Source organism: Caulobacter sp. CCG-8 (assembly GCF_037402475.1).
GTDB lineage: Bacteria > Pseudomonadota > Alphaproteobacteria > Caulobacterales > Caulobacteraceae > Caulobacter.
In genome coordinates, this window is sequence record NZ_JBBEUD010000030.1 from 1 (window position 1) to 16,388 (window position 16,388).

15 protein-coding genes are annotated in these 16,388 nt (G+C 69.6%); 5 read left to right on the forward strand and 10 right to left on the reverse strand.

Translation table 11 applies throughout. From position 1 onward, the window contains the following. Positions 1-18 precede the first annotated feature (18 nt). The 3 genes from WAE60_RS22030 to WAE60_RS22040 all read right to left on the reverse strand — a co-directional run bounded on the left by WAE60_RS22030 (position 19) and on the right by WAE60_RS22040 (position 2,809). Complete coding sequence (locus WAE60_RS22030) at positions 19-1,197, reverse strand: MFS transporter (protein ID WP_337688816.1); 1,179 nt, start codon at positions 1,195-1,197, stop codon at positions 19-21. 102 nt (positions 1,198-1,299) lie between these two features. Further along, positions 1,300-2,277 (reverse strand): NAD-dependent epimerase/dehydratase family protein, encoded by a 978-nt coding sequence (locus WAE60_RS22035; RefSeq protein ID WP_337688818.1) that lies wholly within the window; start codon positions 2,275-2,277, stop codon positions 1,300-1,302. Between the two features lie 94 nt (positions 2,278-2,371). Then, positions 2,372-2,809: an OmpA family protein gene (locus tag WAE60_RS22040; protein ID WP_156035694.1), complete on the reverse strand. Its 438-nt coding sequence runs from the start codon at positions 2,807-2,809 to the stop codon at positions 2,372-2,374. A gap of 123 nt (positions 2,810-2,932) precedes the next feature. Here WAE60_RS22040 and WAE60_RS22045 point away from each other — a divergent pair, with 123 nt between their 5' ends. From WAE60_RS22045 to WAE60_RS22060, 4 genes are all read left to right on the forward strand, one after another. Then, complete coding sequence (locus WAE60_RS22045; protein WP_029911216.1) at positions 2,933-3,493, forward strand: sugar O-acetyltransferase; 561 nt, start codon at positions 2,933-2,935, stop codon at positions 3,491-3,493. 239 nt (positions 3,494-3,732) lie between these two features. Next, complete coding sequence (locus WAE60_RS22050; RefSeq protein ID WP_337688820.1) at positions 3,733-5,208, forward strand: M20 family peptidase; 1,476 nt, start codon at positions 3,733-3,735, stop codon at positions 5,206-5,208. 163 nt (positions 5,209-5,371) lie between these two features. After that, on the forward strand, positions 5,372-6,481 hold the full coding sequence (locus WAE60_RS22055) for an aromatic ring-hydroxylating dioxygenase subunit alpha (RefSeq protein ID WP_337688822.1): 1,110 nt from the start codon (positions 5,372-5,374) through the stop codon (positions 6,479-6,481). Positions 6,482-6,721: 240 nt separating this feature from the next. Beyond that, entirely contained in the window at positions 6,722-7,396 is a 675-nt protein-coding gene (locus WAE60_RS22060) for a response regulator transcription factor (protein ID WP_337688824.1), read from the forward strand. 22 nt (positions 7,397-7,418) lie between these two features. Here the strand turns inward: WAE60_RS22060 and WAE60_RS22065 are convergent, their stop codons facing one another. From WAE60_RS22065 to phnC, 7 genes are all read right to left on the reverse strand, one after another. Further along, a complete protein-coding gene (locus WAE60_RS22065) occupies positions 7,419-8,072 on the reverse strand; it encodes a GNAT family N-acetyltransferase (protein WP_337688826.1) in 654 nt (217 codons plus the stop codon). 10 nt (positions 8,073-8,082) lie between these two features. Beyond that, positions 8,083-9,375: a hemolysin family protein gene (locus tag WAE60_RS22070; protein ID WP_029911202.1), complete on the reverse strand. Its 1,293-nt coding sequence runs from the start codon at positions 9,373-9,375 to the stop codon at positions 8,083-8,085. A 126-nt stretch (positions 9,376-9,501) separates the two neighbouring features. Then, a complete protein-coding gene (locus WAE60_RS22075) occupies positions 9,502-10,545 on the reverse strand; it encodes a substrate-binding domain-containing protein (protein ID WP_337688829.1) in 1,044 nt (347 codons plus the stop codon). A 76-nt stretch (positions 10,546-10,621) separates the two neighbouring features. Then, positions 10,622-11,908: a porin gene (locus WAE60_RS22080; RefSeq protein WP_029911196.1), complete on the reverse strand. Its 1,287-nt coding sequence runs from the start codon at positions 11,906-11,908 to the stop codon at positions 10,622-10,624. Between the two features lie 160 nt (positions 11,909-12,068). Beyond that, positions 12,069-12,884, reverse strand: a complete 816-nt coding sequence (gene phnE / locus WAE60_RS22085; protein ID WP_029911192.1) for a phosphonate ABC transporter, permease protein PhnE — start codon at positions 12,882-12,884, stop codon at positions 12,069-12,071. Between the two features lie 23 nt (positions 12,885-12,907). Further along, on the reverse strand, positions 12,908-13,930 hold the full coding sequence (gene phnD, locus WAE60_RS22090) for a phosphate/phosphite/phosphonate ABC transporter substrate-binding protein (protein WP_029911189.1): 1,023 nt from the start codon (positions 13,928-13,930) through the stop codon (positions 12,908-12,910). Next, complete coding sequence (phnC, locus tag WAE60_RS22095) at positions 13,927-14,739, reverse strand: phosphonate ABC transporter ATP-binding protein (protein ID WP_029911186.1); 813 nt, start codon at positions 14,737-14,739, stop codon at positions 13,927-13,929. Before phnC ends, phnD begins: the two co-directional genes overlap by 4 nt. A gap of 316 nt (positions 14,740-15,055) precedes the next feature. On the opposite strand from phnC, the gene WAE60_RS22100 reads away from it, so the two are divergent. After that, positions 15,056-16,315, forward strand: a complete 1,260-nt coding sequence (locus WAE60_RS22100) for a type III PLP-dependent enzyme (protein WP_337688836.1) — start codon at positions 15,056-15,058, stop codon at positions 16,313-16,315. The last annotated feature ends 73 nt before the right edge of the window (positions 16,316-16,388 follow it).

Consider the following 16,388-nt stretch of genomic DNA (forward strand, 5'->3'; position numbering starts at 1 on the left):
AAGGGCATGTCCCCGGTCCTAGTCGGTCGGCTTCGCGAAGAACGTCAGCCCCACCGCCACCGCGCCCGCCACGACCACCACCGGCACCAGCGCCCCGACCACCGCCGCGCCGCTGGCTCCGCCGCCGATCAGCTCGGCCGCCGCCAGGGGTCCGAAGATCGAGCCCACGCGGCCGGCCGCCACCGCCGCCCCCACGCCCGTGGCCCGCACCGCGGCCGGGTAGTAGGGCGGGGTCAGGCCGTAGAGGGTGAACTGTCCGCCCATCAGCAGGAAGCCGGCGGTGAAGGCCAGGATGGCGATCGGGGCCTGGCCGCCGGCGCCGGCCATCAGCACCAGGGCCACGGCCAGGCCCGCGAAGCCGGCCAGCAGCGGACCGCGCGCGCCCAGCCGGTCGACCACCGCCCCGAACGCCAGCCCGCCGCTGGCCCCGCCCAGGTTGAACAGGGTCGAGACCAGGAAGGCGAAGCCCGTCGGCAGGCCGCGCGCCACCATCAGGGTCGGCAGCCAGTTCAGCAGCAGGTGCAGGGTCAGAGCGACCAGGGCGTAGCTGACCCAGATGCAGGCGGTGGCCGGCCAGCGCCCGGCCCCGAACAGCGCCCCGGCCGCGGCGCCCGGCCGATGGTCGGCGCGGTCGGGGCGTCCGACCGGCAGCACGAGATAGAGCAGCGGCGCGACCACCAGCGGGACTAGACCGCCGACCAGAAAGATGGTCCGCCAGTCGTCCAGGGCCGCGGGCGTGCGGGCCACCAGTCCCGCCACCGCCCCGCCCAGCGGCATGCCGCCGGCGATCAGGGCCACCATGGTCGCCTTGCGGGCCGGGCTGGCGCGCTCGGAAGCCAGGGCGATCAGCATCGGCATGGCTCCGCCCAGGCCCAGGCCCGTCAGGAAGCGAACAACCAGCAGCGGCGCGAAGCCGCTCGCCAGGGCCGTGACCAGCGAGAACACCCCGAACGCCGCCACCGAGACGGTCAGCACCGGCCGCCGCCCGACCCGGTCGGCGATCACCCCGCCGAAGCTGGCCCCGACCATCAGGCCGATCAGGCTGGCGCTGAACGCCCACCCGGCCTGGCCCGGCGACAGGTGCAGGGCCGGCAGCATGCGCGGCGCGGCCACGCCCATGGACTGGATGTCGAACCCCTCGATCATCGCCGCCAGCAGGCAGACCAGCCACGCGGGCCAGGTTCTGGATGAAGTCATGAGCGCCCCTCTCGGAGCGAAGGTACGCTCAAAGAACTCCCTCTCCCAGAGGGAGAGGGCGGGGCCCGCGCCGCAGGCGTGGGAGGGTGAGGGGTTACGCCCTCACCGCGCCATCTCGTCGGCCACGGTCCGCGCCAGGACCTCGTCGAAGTCCGTGACCTCGGCATAGCCCAGCCGGCGGCGGATCTTGGCGTTGTCGACGAACAGCGGATAGCCCAGGTCCAGGCCCGAGACCGCCTTGGCCAGGGCCCCGCGCGCCACGTCCGGATGGGCCAGCTGGACCTCGCCAGGCCAGTTCAGGTGCTCGGCGAACGACGCCGCCCAGGCGATGTTGGTCGGGGTGTTGGCGCGGCCCAGGTTGAAGGTCTCGCCGCCCGCCCGGGGGTGGACCGCCGCCAGGGCGATCCCGGCGGCCACGTCGTCGACATAGCCGAAGGTCGCCCGCCAGCCGGCCCACGGGTGGGGGATGACGATGCGCGGCCGGCCCTGGGCCATCGGCCGGATCGCCCACGAGAACCGCCGCTGCCGATCGCCCGGTCCGAACACCATCGGCAGGCGCAGGATGGTCGCCTCCAGCCCGGCCTTCGCCCGGGCGGCCGCCTCCAGGGGGATCTTGTCGTAGTCGTCCATCCAGGCCTGGGGATCGCTCGCCGCCCGGGGCTTGGCCAGGCGGTAGGGGAAGCGGCTGGCGCGCAGCTCGGCGTCCTCGGTCAGGCGGTCCCAGATCGGCGTCGGCCGGCCCCGGCGGTGCAGGCCCTCGTAGTTGCGATAGACGTCGACCGAGCTGACCAGCACGTAGCGGCCGATCTCGCCCGCCAGGGCGTCCAGCAGCGGCAGGGTGTCGGCTTGGGTATAGGCGATCAGGTCGACCACGGTGTCGACCTTTAGGTCGCGCACGGCGGCCAGCACCGCCGCCGGGTCGCGACGGTCCAGCACGACGGACGCGGCGCCGGCCGGGGCGGCGCGGGCGTCCTCATGGGACATGCGATGGGCGACGGCGGTCTCGACCCCGTCGGCCAGCAGCCGCGCGACCGTCGGCCCGCCGATGAAACCCGTCCCTCCGAGGACCAGGACGCTCATGCCGCTCTCGAGACCTTCGCTGGAATCACGCGCCAGCCTATGCGCGAGCGGGGGGCGCAAGGCAAATGCGCGAGGCGCCCGCCTTCACCGTCGACTAGTTCCCGATGGGCGCCATGCCGGGGTACAGGGTGATCACGACGACGCGATTGAAGTCCTCGGCCTTGCCGGGCTGGCTCGGCACAAAAGGGGTGGGTCCAGCGAGGCGGGTCGGGAAGCAGTCCCCAGGGGCGAGTCCAAGAGTCTCCAGGGCGCGGGCAACCGACGTCGCCCGCTCCAGCGCGAGGCGCTGCAGTCCCTTGGAAAACTCCGCGCCATCGACCCCACCCATGATGTGGCACCACATGTTGCGCGAATTGGGCTCGGCTCTCGCTCCGTCGAAATACGCCTTGGTGTCCCGAACAACCGACATCGCCGTGGGTGAAAGGTCGGCGGAGTCAGGTGGAAAGTGGAGCCAGAATTCAGGGGCGCGAAAGCTTATGGCGTTCGCGACCGAGGGCAGGCCGCCGGCGACGCCGAGGAACAGGCCGATCAACGTCCGGCGGCTGAAGCCCCGCGTTGGGGCCGTCCTTGATGAATCCGTCATTGCCCCTTCGCCGACCCGCCGTCTTCGGCCAAGCCACGCGTAAGCTGGGCGAATCGAATCGGAAAGACAACCATGCCCCAGCGCGACGACGAGATCAGGATCGCCCGGCGGACGCCGGAGTCCCGCGCCATGGTCGCCGACGTCCAGCGGGCCATGCGCCTGACCCCGGCCCTCAACCGCCTGACCATGGACGACGCCGACGAGATCCGGCGGCTGTTCGCCGAGCTGACGGGCCGCGACCTGGACGACCAGTTCCGCCTGCTGCCGCCGTTCCACACCACCTGCGGCAGGAACATCGCCGTCGGCCAAAGGGTGTTCATCAACCAGAACTGCACGATCTACGACCTGGCGCCGGTCACGATCGGCGACGACGTGCTGATCGGCCCCAATGTCAGCCTGATCACCGAAGGCCATCCCGTCGCGCCCTCGCAGCGCACCGCGTTCGTGACGGCCAGGCCCATCACGATCGAGCGCGGCGTGTGGATCGCCGCGGGGGTCACGATCATCGGCGGGGTGACGGTGGGCGAGAATTCCGTCGTGGCGGCGGGGTCGGTAGTGACCAAGGACATCCCGGCCAACACCCTGGTCGGCGGCAATCCGGCGCGGGTGATCCGGTCGATCGAGGGGGAGTGAGGGCGGGGGCCTGGCCGCGCTTTCCCTCCCTCCGTCATCCTCGGACTTGTTCCGAGGACCCCTAGGTCCGTCGAGTTGCCGCTTGGAAGTGGACCGCCGGCGCCCCGTTACACGGATCAACCTTCTTCTCGGTTGAAACAGGGGTCCTCGGAACAAGTCCGAGGATGACGGGGAAGGGGGTTGGCAGTTCCCCCAACCCATCGCACAGTCCCTCCAAACAAGCGTTCGGGGAGTGCGACATGGGCTGGAAGAGCAGGACGGCGCTGACGGCCGTGGGTCTGATGCTGGCGGTCGGGGCCGTGGTGGCGGTGCGGACGGCGACGTTCAAGGCGCCGGCGGCGGTCGACACCTCCAGCATCCACCTGGCGTCGGCCCGGCCTGTCGACGTGGCCCTGGCGGCCCAGCACCTGGGCGAGGCCGTGCGCTTCCAGACCGTCAGCCACCAGGACGCCGCCGAGGACCAGCCCGGCGAGTGGGACAAGCTCCACGCGTGGCTTCAGGCCACCTATCCGGACGCCCACCGGGTGATGGCCCGCGAGGTCGTGGCCGGCCACGCCTTGGTCTACACCTGGCAGGGGACCGACCGGAGCCTCGCCCCCATCGTGCTGATGGCCCACCAGGACGTGGTGCCGGTCACCCCGGGCAGCGAGGGCGCCTGGACCCATCCGCCGTTCGACGGGGTGGTGGCCGACGGGGCGGTGTGGGGCCGCGGCTCGATCGACGACAAGGGCAGCCTGGTCACCCTGTTCGAGGCCCTGGACGGCCTGGCCAAGGCCGGCTTCACCCCCAAGCGCACGGTGATCGTGGTCAGCGGCCACGACGAGGAGGTGCGCGGCGTCGGCGCCCGGGCGGCGGCGGCCCTGCTGAAGTCGCGCGGCGTCAAGGCCCAGTTCGTGCTGGACGAGGGCATGGTGGTGGTCGAGGACCATCCGGTGACCAAGAAGCCGGTGGCCCTGATCGCCACGGCCGAGAAGGGCTACGCCACCCTGACCGTCACCGCCCCGGCCGTCGGCGGCCACTCGTCGGCCCCGCCGCCCCAGACGGGCGTGGCCACCCTGGCCAAGGCCGTGCTGGCGATCAACGACAACGCCTTTCCGATGAAGTTCAGCGGCCCCGGCGCCGACATGCTCAAGAGCCTGGCCCCGCACAGCTCGACGACCATCAAGATGGCGGCGGCCAACACCTGGCTGTTCTCGCCGCTGCTGATCAGCCAGACGGCCAAGACCCCGGCGGGCGCGGCCATGCTGCACACCACCATCGCCCCGACCATGCTGAAGGGTTCGCCCAAGGAGAACGTCCTGCCGCAGGACGCCACGGCCTGGATCAACTACCGCATCGCCCCCGGCGACACCTCGGCCGACGTGATGGCCCGGGCCAAGAGCGCGGTCGGCGACCTGCCGGTCAAGCTGGCCTGGGTGAAGGCCCCGGACGAGCCCAGCAAGGTGGCCTCGACCACCTCCGAGGGCTGGAAGACCCTGGCCGCCCTGGCCGGCGACGAGAGCAAGGCCCCCGTGGCCCCGGCCCTGATGACCGCCGCCAGCGACAGCCGCTACATGGGCCCGATCGCCGACGACATCTACAAGTTCCAGCCGCTGCAGCTGGCGGTGAAGGACACCGAGATGATCCACGGCACCAACGAGCACATGACGCTGGCCAATGTCGAACGCATGGTGCGGTTCTATCAGCGCCTGGTGGAGACGGCGGCGGCGAAGTAGGCGCCGGCCCTCCCCGAACCCTCGCCCGGCGGGCGAGGGTTTTGCCAGGCGCCACAAACTCTTCACGGAATGCAGGGTTGTGGGCGCTGGACGCCAGCTTCGCCATGGCGCCTACTGCCCCGGGGACGGCGCGCGGGGGCGTGTCGGGGGGCAAGCGTACCACATGGCTGACGACGCGCAGGTGCTGGCCGCTCGGCCGGCTTCCAAGGCCGTGAAATTCGGCGAGGGCTTCGTCATGGACGCCTGGTACGTGGCGGCCCTGTCGCCCGACCTGAAGCCGGGCAAGATGGAAAGCCGGGAGTATCTGGGCCAGCCGGTCATGATCGGCCGCACCAAGGCCGGCGCCGTCTACGCCCTGCGCGACGTCTGCCCGCACCGCGCCGCCAAGCTGTCGGCCGGCAAGGTCCGCGAGGAACCGGGCGGCGGGGAAAGCGTCGAATGCCCCTATCACGGCTGGCGGTTCCGCACCGACGGGGCCTGCGCCAAGATCCCCTCCCTGACCGCCGACAACCCGCTGGACATCACCAAGGTCCGTGTACGGACCTATCCATTGGTCGAGGCCCAGGGCCTGGTGTGGATCTGGATGTCGGCCGACCCGCGCTTCGAGGGCCAGCCGCCCTTCCCGCCCCCGACGATCCCCGGCGTGGTCGGCGGCAAGCCCAAGCTGGTCGATCACCTGGACTACGACATCCACATCGACCACGCGGTGCTGGGCCTGATCGACCCGGCCCACGGCCCCTATGTGCACCAGCAGTGGTGGTGGCGCACCGGCGCCAGCCAGCACGAGAAGCAGAAGGCCTTCGCCCCGTCCGAGGCCGGCTTCACCATGGTGCGGCACGAGCCCAGCAAGAACTCCAAGGCCTACGCCATCCTGGGCGGCGAGCCCCTGACCGAGATCACCTTCCGACTGCCGGGGCTGCGCTGGGAGCACGTGAAGGTCGGCGAGCGCCAGGTGCTGGCCCTGTCGGCCATGACCCCGATCAACGCCGGCAAGACCCGGATGAACCAGATCATCTGGTCCGACCACCCGGCCTTCACCGCCCTCTATCCGGTGATCCGCCTGGCCGCCCGCGCCTTCCTGCGCCAGGACGGCCGGATCGTCGAGGCTCAGACCCGGGGCCTGCGGGACAACCCGCCGCTGATGTGGATGGGCGACGCCGACCAGCAGGGCCGCTGGTACCACCAGCTCAAGCGCGAATGGAACGCCAGCCGCCACGAGCGCCGGCCGTTCCGCAACCCGGTGGAAGAGACGACGCTGCGCTGGCGGACCTGAAGCCCTGGGGGCAGGAGGCGGCCGCTTCGGCGCCCCCTGCCCTGCGCCCCCCGCGCGAGCTTGGTTCTGGTCTTCTTGAGGCGCGCCCCGCGACGCCGCGGCGCGAGCAACGTCTAGTTGCCGCGACGGCGTTCTCAGATCAACGTTCGCCCTGTCGCTAGATATGATGACGTCATCTGGCGCAGGCTCTGCGAATCCTTACGCGGCCTGGACCTACGTCCGACGAGCAGGGAGAGGGAAATGAGCGCCGAAGCCGCGCGACCGCCGCTCCGGGTGATCCTGGTGGAGGACGACGCCGCGTTCCAGGACGCGTTCCGCTCGGCCCTGGCGCAGGCGCCCGACCTGGCCGTCGCCGGCGTCGCGGCCACGGTGGCCGAGGCGCGGGTCCTGCTGGACGGTCCGGCCGCCGACGTGCTGGTGGTGGACCTGGGCCTGCCCGACGGCTCGGGCATCGACGTGATCCGCCAGGCCCACGCCCTGTGGCCCGACTGCGCGATCATGGTGTCGACCACCTTCGCCGACGAGAACCACGTCATCGCCTCGATCGAGGCCGGCGCCAGCGGCTATCTGCTCAAGGACAGCCCCCTGCCGGCCATCCCCGAGGACATCCGCGTCCTGCACGGCGGCGGCAGCCCGATCAGCCCGCGGATCGCGCGGCAGGTGCTGATGCGCTTCCGCCCCGAACCGCCGCCGGCCGAGGACGACGGCGCCAGGGCCGAGACGCCCAGCCTGTCGGAGCGCGAGAAGGAGACGCTGCAGCTGATCACGCGCGGCTTCTCGTTCGACGAGATCGCCGAGCTGATGGGCGTTTCGCGCAACACGGTCCTGACCTTCGTGCGGCGCATCTACACCAAGCTGGAGGTCCGCTCGAAGACCGAGGCCGTGTTCGAGGCGCGCGCCCACGGCCTGTTGTAGGCCGGCGCCTCTTCGTCGCCGGTCAGCTCGCCTCGTCCGGGATCACCACCGTTTCCATCCGCCCCTCGAAGCGCCAGCCCAGCACCTCGTACAGCGCCCGCCCCTCCGGCGTGGCGACCAGCACGCCCTGGCCCGCGCCCAGGGCCCGGGCCCGTTCGCCCAGGACGCCCATCACGATCCGTCCTAGGCCGCGCCGCTGGTGCGCCGGGTCGGTGACGATCTTGTCGAACACGGCGAAGGCTCCGGTCAGGGCCGCGCGGCCCGAAGCCGCCAATCCGCCTTCCGCGTCGTGGATCTCGACGACCAGCACCGCCCCTTCCGCGCGGAGGTCCTGGACGTAACCCGCCGCCGGCGCGGCGGGCGGCGGAACGGCGGCCAGGTCGATGGCCATCAGGTCGCCCGACGCCTGCGGGCGCCAGCGCGCGTCGACGGCCGCCAGCAGCGCCTCGGGCGCGCAGAAGGCCTTCAGGAAGATCCCCGGCGCGATGATCCCCGCCGCCAGGTCCGACAGGGCCGGCGCGTCCAGGCTCGGGAAGACATAGCGTTCGGCGTGTCCGGGTTCGCCCACCACGATCCGATGGCCGCCCGCCACCGAGATCGGCGCGGCGACGCCGCGCGACAGCGCCCAGCCGGCCGCCCAGGCCTCGACCAGCCCCGCATCCGCCGATCCGCCCATGCGTGTCGCCCTAGTCCTTGCGCACGCAGCGCAGGATCAGCTTATCGATCCGCGAGCCGTCCATGTCGACCACCTCGGCGTCGAACCCGCCCAACCCCACGATCTCGCCCTCGCGGGGGATGCGGCCCAGGCGGTCGAGGATCAGGCCGGCCACGGTGTGGTAGCCGCCCTCGGCCTCGAAGTTCTCGCCCAGGGCGTCGTTCAGCTCCTGGATGTCCAGGCGGGCGTCGACCAGCCAGGTGCCGTCCTCGCGGCGCAGGATGCGGCTGTCGCTCTCGTCGTGGTCCTCGGGGAAGTCGCCGGCGATCATCTCCAGCAGGTCCAGCGGGGTGATCGCCCCCTGGATCGAGCCGAACTCGTCGACCACCAGGGCCATGTGCAGCGGCGTCTGCTTGAACACCGCCATGGCCCGCAGCAGCGACATAGTCTCGGGAATGGCGACCGGCTGCTGGACGTGGGCCTTGATGTCGATGGTCTCGCCGCCCAGGCAGGCGTCCAGCAGGTCCTTCTTGAGGATCACCCCGATGTCGCCGTCCAGGTCGCCCTCGCTGGCCACCACGATGCGCGAATAGGGGCAGTCGCGGATCTCGCGCAGGATCTCGTCCTGGCTGTCGGTCAGCGAGATCCAGAACAGGTCGCGGCGCGGGGTCATGGCCACCCGCACGGGGCGGTCGCCCAGGCGCAGCACCTCCTGGATCATCGAGCGCTCCTCGGGCTCGATCAGGCCGGCGTCGGCGCCCTCGGCCAGGACGGTCTCGACCTCTTCGGCGGTGATGTCGTTGGTCCGCTCGTCGCGCACGCCCATCAGCTTGAGGATGCCGGCGGTCGAGGCGGTCAGCAGGGTCACGAACGGGCGCAGCACCGTGGCCACCAGGGCCAGGAACGGCGACATCTTGCGGGCGATCACGTCCGGGAACAGCAGGGCCAGGCGCTTGGGCACCAGCTCGCCCAGGATCACCGAGACATAGGTCAGGCCGATGACGACGATGGTGGTGGCGATGGCCTCCGAGTGGGGGCCGACCACCGGCTTGTCCTTCAGCCAGACATCCAGGGCCCCGGCGATGGTGGCCTGGCCGTAGGCGCCGGCCAGGATGCCGATCAGGGTGATGCCGACCTGCACGGCCGACAGGAACCGCGTCGGGTGCTCGGCCATGGCCAGGGCCAGCTTGGCCCCCTTGTCGCCGCGGTCGGCGAAGGTCTGGAGCCGGGCGCGGCGGGCGGAGACCACCGCCAGTTCGGACATGGAGAAGACCCCGTTCAGGAGAACGAGGAGCAGGACGACGGCGAGCGCGAGGAGGATCATGGTCCCTGGGAGGGTGAGGCGGCCGGGCGGACCGCGATCCCACCACTATACAAAAGAAAACGCCGCGGCCCACTGGGGACCGCGGCGTCGTCCTGTTCGAAGCCCGAATGGGGCTTGCGTGTCGGCTTACTGAGCCGGACGCGCCATCACCGTCTTGTTGGCGGCGACTTGCTTCTGGGCGTCGTGCTGGCCGGAGGGCAGCGGGATCAGGCCGCGGCCCTGCAGGTAGCCGCCACGACCGGTCGCGGCGTCGGAGGTGAACTCCTGCACGAACTCGGCCAGGCCCGGCGTCACGCCGATGTTGGCCTTCTTGACGTAGATGAACAGGGTGCGCGACAGCGGATAGGAGCCGTCCGAGATCGTCTGGGCCGACGGGCGAACGCCGTTGACCGAGGCGCCCTTGATCTTGTCCATGTTCTCTTCGAGGTACGACCAGCCGAAGACGCCCAGCGAGCCGGGGGTCTTGGTCAGGGTGCCGACGATGGCGTTGTCGTTCTCGCCGGCGTCCACCCAGCCGTCGTTACGCAGCGGGTCGACCAGCGACTTGAACTTCTTCTCGTTGTCCGAGCGCAGGGCGTCGGCGGTCGGGAACTTGCGGGCGCCGGCCTCGATGGCCAGTTCCACGAAGGCGTCGCGGGTGCCCGAGGTGGGCGGCGGGCCGTAGACGTTGATGCGGTTGCCCGGCAGGCCCGAACCGACTTCGTCCCAGGTCTTGTACGGGTTGGCGACGAACTGGCCGCCCTTCAGCACGGTCTTGGACAGGCCCAGGAACAGGTGCTCGGTCTTGAAGTTGTAGTCGGCGCCGTCCTTGTCGGTGGCGACGACGATACCGTCGAAGCCGATCTTGATGGCGACGATGTCCTTCACGCCCTTGGCGGCGCAGGCGTCGAATTCCGACTTCTTCATGGGACGCGAGGCGTTGGCGATGTCCGGGAAGCCTTCGCCGGCGCCCGAGCAGAACAGCTTGATGCCGCCGCCGGTGCCGAGGCTTTCGACCTTCGGAGCCTTCTTGCCGGTCTTCTTGGCGAAGTTCTCGGCGGTGCGGGTGGCGAACGGGAACACGGTCGACGAACCGGCGGCCCAGACGTAGTCGCGGGCGGCGTGGGCGGGGGCGGCGGCGAGGCCCGAGAGGGCGACGGCGGCGGCCGCGCAGGAAAGCAGCTTCTTCATGGAGAACTCCTGGAGTCTCTGGGAGCGTTGGGAGAAGGACCGGGCCGGCGCTCGTGGGAGGCCGGCCCGGAGGGTCTTAGAAGTCCAGCTGGGCGCGCAGCTGGAATTGCTTGATGTCCGTGCCGCGGTTGACGACGACCGGATCGACCGAGCCGTCGGTGTAGTTGGCCTGGAAGCGGACATAGGCGGTCGGGTAGTAGTTCACGCCCAGGGTCCAGGCGGTGTACTTGCCGGCGTCCTGCGAAACGGTGCGGCTGGCCGCGCTCGACGCCGTCTTGTAGGCGTCGGTCAGGTCGGCGAAGTCGTAGCGCAGGGCCAGTTCAACGCCGCCGAAGCCGCCGGCGGTGATCGGGTTCAGGATCTTCGGACGCTTGATCTCGCCGGCGACCGGATCGTAGTTGCGGGTCTCGCCCGTCGGCCAGAAGCTGACGAAGGCGTAGCCCACCTTGACGTCCGGGTTCGTGCCGGCCGCGGCGGTCTGCAGGCGCTCGACCTTGATGTTCGAGTACTCGCCCTGGACCGAGAAGTTGTTGTGGATCCAGGCGCCTTCGGCGGCCAGGGTGGTGTCGCGGTCACCGATGGCGCCGGTCTTGTAGTACAGGCCGTTGGTGCCGTAGTTCGTGTCGGTGCGGCCTTGATAGTTGAAGGCGCCTTCGTTGCCGTGGTTGCGGTAGCGGGCCGACACGGCCAGGTGGACCTTGTCGAAGTCGGTCACGACCGGGGCGTAGTGCACGCGGCCGGTGAAGCCCAGACGCTCGTTGGAGTTCTGGTTGGTGTTGGTGGCCGACGAGGTGTTGTTGATGTCGGCGTTGTTGATGCTGTCGCCCTGCACGGCGCCGGTGACGCTCCAGTTCGGGCCCTGCACCTTGCCCACGACGCTCAGCAGATAGCTGTCGACGCCGAAGTCGCCGTACGGACCGCGGTCCATGAAGGTGGTGAAGCGGGTCGAGGTCAGGTTTTCCAGGCCGGTGGCCTTGATGTTGCCGACCATGATGCTGGTCGTTTCGGTCGGCTTGATCTCGATGACCACGTCGTCCCAGGTCGGCGTGCCGCCGTTCACCCAGCCGCCTTCGGCCTTGTAGGCGATGTAGTTGTTGAGCTTGCCTTCGATGCCGAGGAACACCTGGCGACCGCGGAGGTTGCTGGTCTTGTAGTCGGTCGCCGTGCCTTCGCGGTCGACGTCCTGGAAGACGCCGTCGATCAGGATCCGGCCGCGGACCTTGAAGTAGACGTCGTCGTTGGTCCATTGCGGCGCGCCCTTCCAGGCGACCGTGTTGTCTTGCGCGTGAGCCGCGACGCCGAGGCCGCAGGCCAGCATGGCGCCCAGCGCCGCGCCGCAGACCAGCGAGGTCTTGTTCCGCATGTGAGAATTCCCCTTAAGGCTTTGCCCCCTGCCCGTTGGTCCGGATCAGGTAGAGCCGCTTTACGGGGGTCCCATGACGGTTCCGCCACCCTTTGATGACAGACCGATGACAAGCCTTTTCAAGGTGTTAATTGTGGCCCGAAGGCCACATGAATCGTCCTTAAAGCAGACGTGTGCGGATGATCTGGGACAGCAGATCGATCAGCGAAACGGCCACCACGATGACCAGCACGATGCAGCCGGTCTGGTCGTACTGGAAGCCGTTGATGGAATCGAGCAGCACCTGGCCGACGCCGCCGGCGCCGATCAGACCCAGGACCGTCGCCGAGCGGCTGGACGACTCGAAGCGGTAGAGCGCGTAGCTGGTCCACAGCGGCGCGACCTGCGGGATCACCCCCCAGACCACTTCCTGCAGCTTGATCGCGCCGGTGGCCCGCACGCCCTCGACGGGACCCTTGTCGATCGACTCGACGGCCTCGGCGAACAGCTTGGCCAGCACGCCGCCGGTGTTGAACATCAGGGCCATCACCCCGGCGAACGGACCCAGGCCCACGGCGGTGATGAAGATCAGGGCCACCACCAGGTCGGGGATCGAGCGGATCAGGTCCAGCAGGCGGCGGACCGGCTGCTGGATCCACCACGGGCTGATGTTGCGCGCGCCCAGCAGGCCCAGGGGGATGGCCACGACGATGGCCAGGGCCGTGCCCCACAGGGCCATCTGGATCGTCTGCCACATCTTGCCGATGTACAGCTCCCAGTCCGCGGCCATGAACGCCTTCGGATCGCCGAACGGCGAGAAGAAGCCGCTGGCGAAGCCCTGCATCTTGCTGGCGTCGGTGAACAGCTGCGGGAACTTGTCGATCTCGGCCGGCTTGAAGCTGATCACCAGCAGGGCGATCACCCCGCCCCACAGCAGCAGGTCGAAGGCGCGCGCCGAGAGCGGCTTGCTGGGCGGAGGCGGGACGGCGTCGCTCATCGGGTGGGCTCGGGGGTCCTGGCTCAGTTGGCCGGCGCGGCGACGCCGGCCTTGCCCTCGGCGACCACGCGCTGGGCCTTGATGTCGGCCAGGGCCTTCTCGGCCGCGGCCAGCTTGGCCTGGTCGCCGGCGTCGCGGGCCAGGCCCACGTTCTCCAGGGCTTCCATCTCGCGCACCACCAGCAGGTGGGTGTCGTCGGCGGCCTTGAAGCCGCCCATCGACAGGCGCTCCAGGTTCTTGCGCTGCTGGGCGGCGACGGGCGTGTCGCCCTGGCCGTAGGTCAGGAAGAACTGGCGGACCTTCTCCTTCACGACCGGATCCAGGTCCTTGCGCCAGACGATCGGGTCCTCCGGCAGGGTCGGCGATTCCCAGATCACCTTGACCTTCTTGGACTGGGCGCCGCCCTTGGCGTACTCGTTCAGGCGCAGGGCCGTGGTGTTGTTGGTGGCCGCGTCCAGCTTGTGGTTGGCCACCGCGAACAGGTTGGCGTCATGGCTGGCGCTGAGCACGGTCTTGAAGCAGCCCTCCGGCTTCTTGTTGGCCGGGATGAACAGATAGGTCATCGGGGCCAGGGTGCCCGAGGTCGACTTCTTGTCGCCGATGCCGAAGTCCAGGGTCTTGTCGCACTTGAGCAGGCCCTCGACCGTCAGCTTGCTGTCGGCCGGGACGATGATCACCGACTTGTAGCCGTCGACGCCCGACGGGTCGAAGGTGCGAGCGAAGACCTCGCCGCCCGAACGGCGCACGGCCTCCAGGCCCGAGGCGTTCGAGAACCAGCCCACGTCGGTCTGCTTGGCGCCCATGGCCACGATCAGCGACGAATAGTTGGACGAGAAGAACGGCTTCACCTTCATGCCGGTCGACTTCTCCATGTCGGCCAGGATGGGCTTCCAGTAGCTCTCCATGTTCTGGGCCGACTCGGTCGACAGGATCGAGAACACGATCGTGTCCTTGGGCGCCGGGGCGGCGGCCTTCTTCTCCGCGCATCCGGCCAGGGCCAGGGCGGCGGCGAGGCCGAGACCGACGGTGAAGTGACGGCGGATCATTGCGGGGCTCCTTCCCAGAACACGTCCTCGAATTCCGGGCCGTAGATGTCGATGAGTTTGTCGCGGTCCAGGCCCTTGGTCGGGCCGTCATAGACCTTCTTGCCGGCCTTCAGCGCCACCACCCGGTCGCAATAGCGCAGGGCGTAGTCGACCTGGTGCAGGGTGACGACCACGGTCAGGCCATCGGTCTTGTTCAGATCACGGAGGATCTCCATGACCTTGCGCGCCGAGACGGGGTCGAGCGAGGCGACCGGCTCGTCGGCGAGGATGATCTTGGCCTTCTGGACCAGGGCGCGGGCGATGGCGCCGCGCTGCTGCTGGCCGCCCGACAGGGTGTTGGCGCGCTGGGCGGCGTAGTCGGCCACGCCCACCCGGTGCAGGGCCGCCATGGCGGCGGTGCGGGTCTCGGACGGCCAGGCGCCGAACAGGCCGCGCACCGTGCCGATCCGGCCCAGCGACCCCAGGGCCACGTTGGTGAACAGGGTCAGGCGGCCGACCAGGTTGAACTGCTGGGCGATGAAGCCGATGCGCACCCGCGCCTTGCGGACCTGGTCGCTGACCTTGCCCCGGGCCTGGACCGGACCGGCGAAGGCGGTGATCACGCCCTCCCCGTCCTTGCCGGAAGCGGGAGCGTCGATGGTCTGCAGGCCGTCGATCGACCGCAGCAGGGTGGATTTGCCCGAGCCCGACGGACCGATGAGCGCGATCATCTCGCCGCGCTTCACGTCGAGCGAGACGGCGTCCAGCGCCCGTCGCGACCCGAAGGTCTTGGAGGCGGCGCGGATCGAGAGAACAGGGTCCGACGTCATGGTCGGGGCGAATCCTTAACGTGGTTTCGAGCGCTGGGGAATGCGTTGGTCGGTTTGGGGCACGGACGCAACGGATTTGTGACGGACAGTGGATCAATTCCCCCGTCCTTCCCGGCGGACGCGGAACGCAAACTGCGCCGCAAGCCTGACCGGGCCAGGGTTCGCGCCCCTCGCCGCTCCCACGGGGACCCCGCCTCCAAAAGACTCTTTACATCCTCGGGGTATGACCCTATTTCGCTCGCTCCGGCGGACCCGAAGTCCTCATAAGCGCTGCTAACGCCGGCCTGGGTTTAACTTCTGCAGGGGTCTACGTGAATTGCACACGTACCATACTCCCCTGGACCTGGTCCGTGAGCGGTCACCGGAACGTCCCGTCGCACTCGTGCGGCCCGACGCGGTTTCCGTAGCGGCGCGCTGGTTCCAGGCTGAATTCAAAGGCGACGTCTTTTACGCGGTGAAGGCCAACCCTTCGCCGTGGGTGATCCGCGAGCTCGCGGACGCCGGCGTGCGGTCCTTCGACGTGGCGTCGCTGAACGAGGTCGAGCTGGTCGCCCAGCACGCCCCCGGTTCGCGCATGGCCTTCATGCACCCGGTGAAAAGCCGCGTGGCGATCTCGGCCGCCTATTTCGATCACGGCGTGCGGACGTTCTCGTTCGACACCCATGAGGAACTGGCCAAGATCCTGGACGCCACCGGCCAGGCCAAGGACCTGAACCTGATCGTCCGCATGGGCGTGCAGGCCGACGGCGCCGCCTACAGCCTGTCGGGCAAGTTCGGCGTCGAGCCGCACAACGCCCCGGCCCTGCTGCTGGCCGCCCGCCGCGCCACCCAGGACCTGATGGGCGTCAGCTTCCACGTCGGCAGCCAGTGCATGCGCCCCACCGCCTACCAGGCGGCGATGGCCCAGGCCTCGCGGGCGCTGGTCCGCGCCGGCGTGCTGGCCGACGTCGTGGACGTGGGCGGCGGCTTCCCGTCTATCTATCCGGGCATGGCCCCGCCGGAACTCTCCGAGTACCTGGCCGCCATCGACCGCGGCTTCGCCGACATGATGGTGCACGAGACCACCGAGCTGTGGTGCGAACCTGGCCGGGCCCTGGTGGCCGAGGCCTCGTCGCTGCTGGTCAAGGTCGAGCTGAAGAAGGGCGACGCGCTCTATCTGAACGACGGCAGCTACGGCTCGCTGTTCGACGCGGCCCACATGAAGTGGCCGTTCCCGGTGAAGGCCTATCGCAAGAACGGCGAAGTGGTGGAGGACGGCCTGCGCCCCTTCCGCTTCTACGGCCCCACCTGCGACAGCGTCGACCACATGCCCGGCCCGTTCTACCTGCCGGAAAGCGTCGACGAGGGCGACTACATCGAGATCGGCATGCTGGGCGCCTACGGCGTGGCCATGTCGACCCGCTTCAACGGCTTCGGGGAAACCGACACCGCCCAGGTGCAGGACGCCCCGATGGCCTCGATGTACGGCCTGGCCAAGCGCTCGATCCCGACCCCGCGGCCCGAGACCGAGGAGCGCAAGATCGTCCGCTTCTCGCGTCCCAAGGGCGCGGCCGGCAAGAAACGGCGTCGTCGCTAAGTCGTCTTGGTTCGCCTCTAAATCGTTTCTGAGTTAAACCGCGCGCGCCGCCCGACGTTGTGAACGTCGGGCG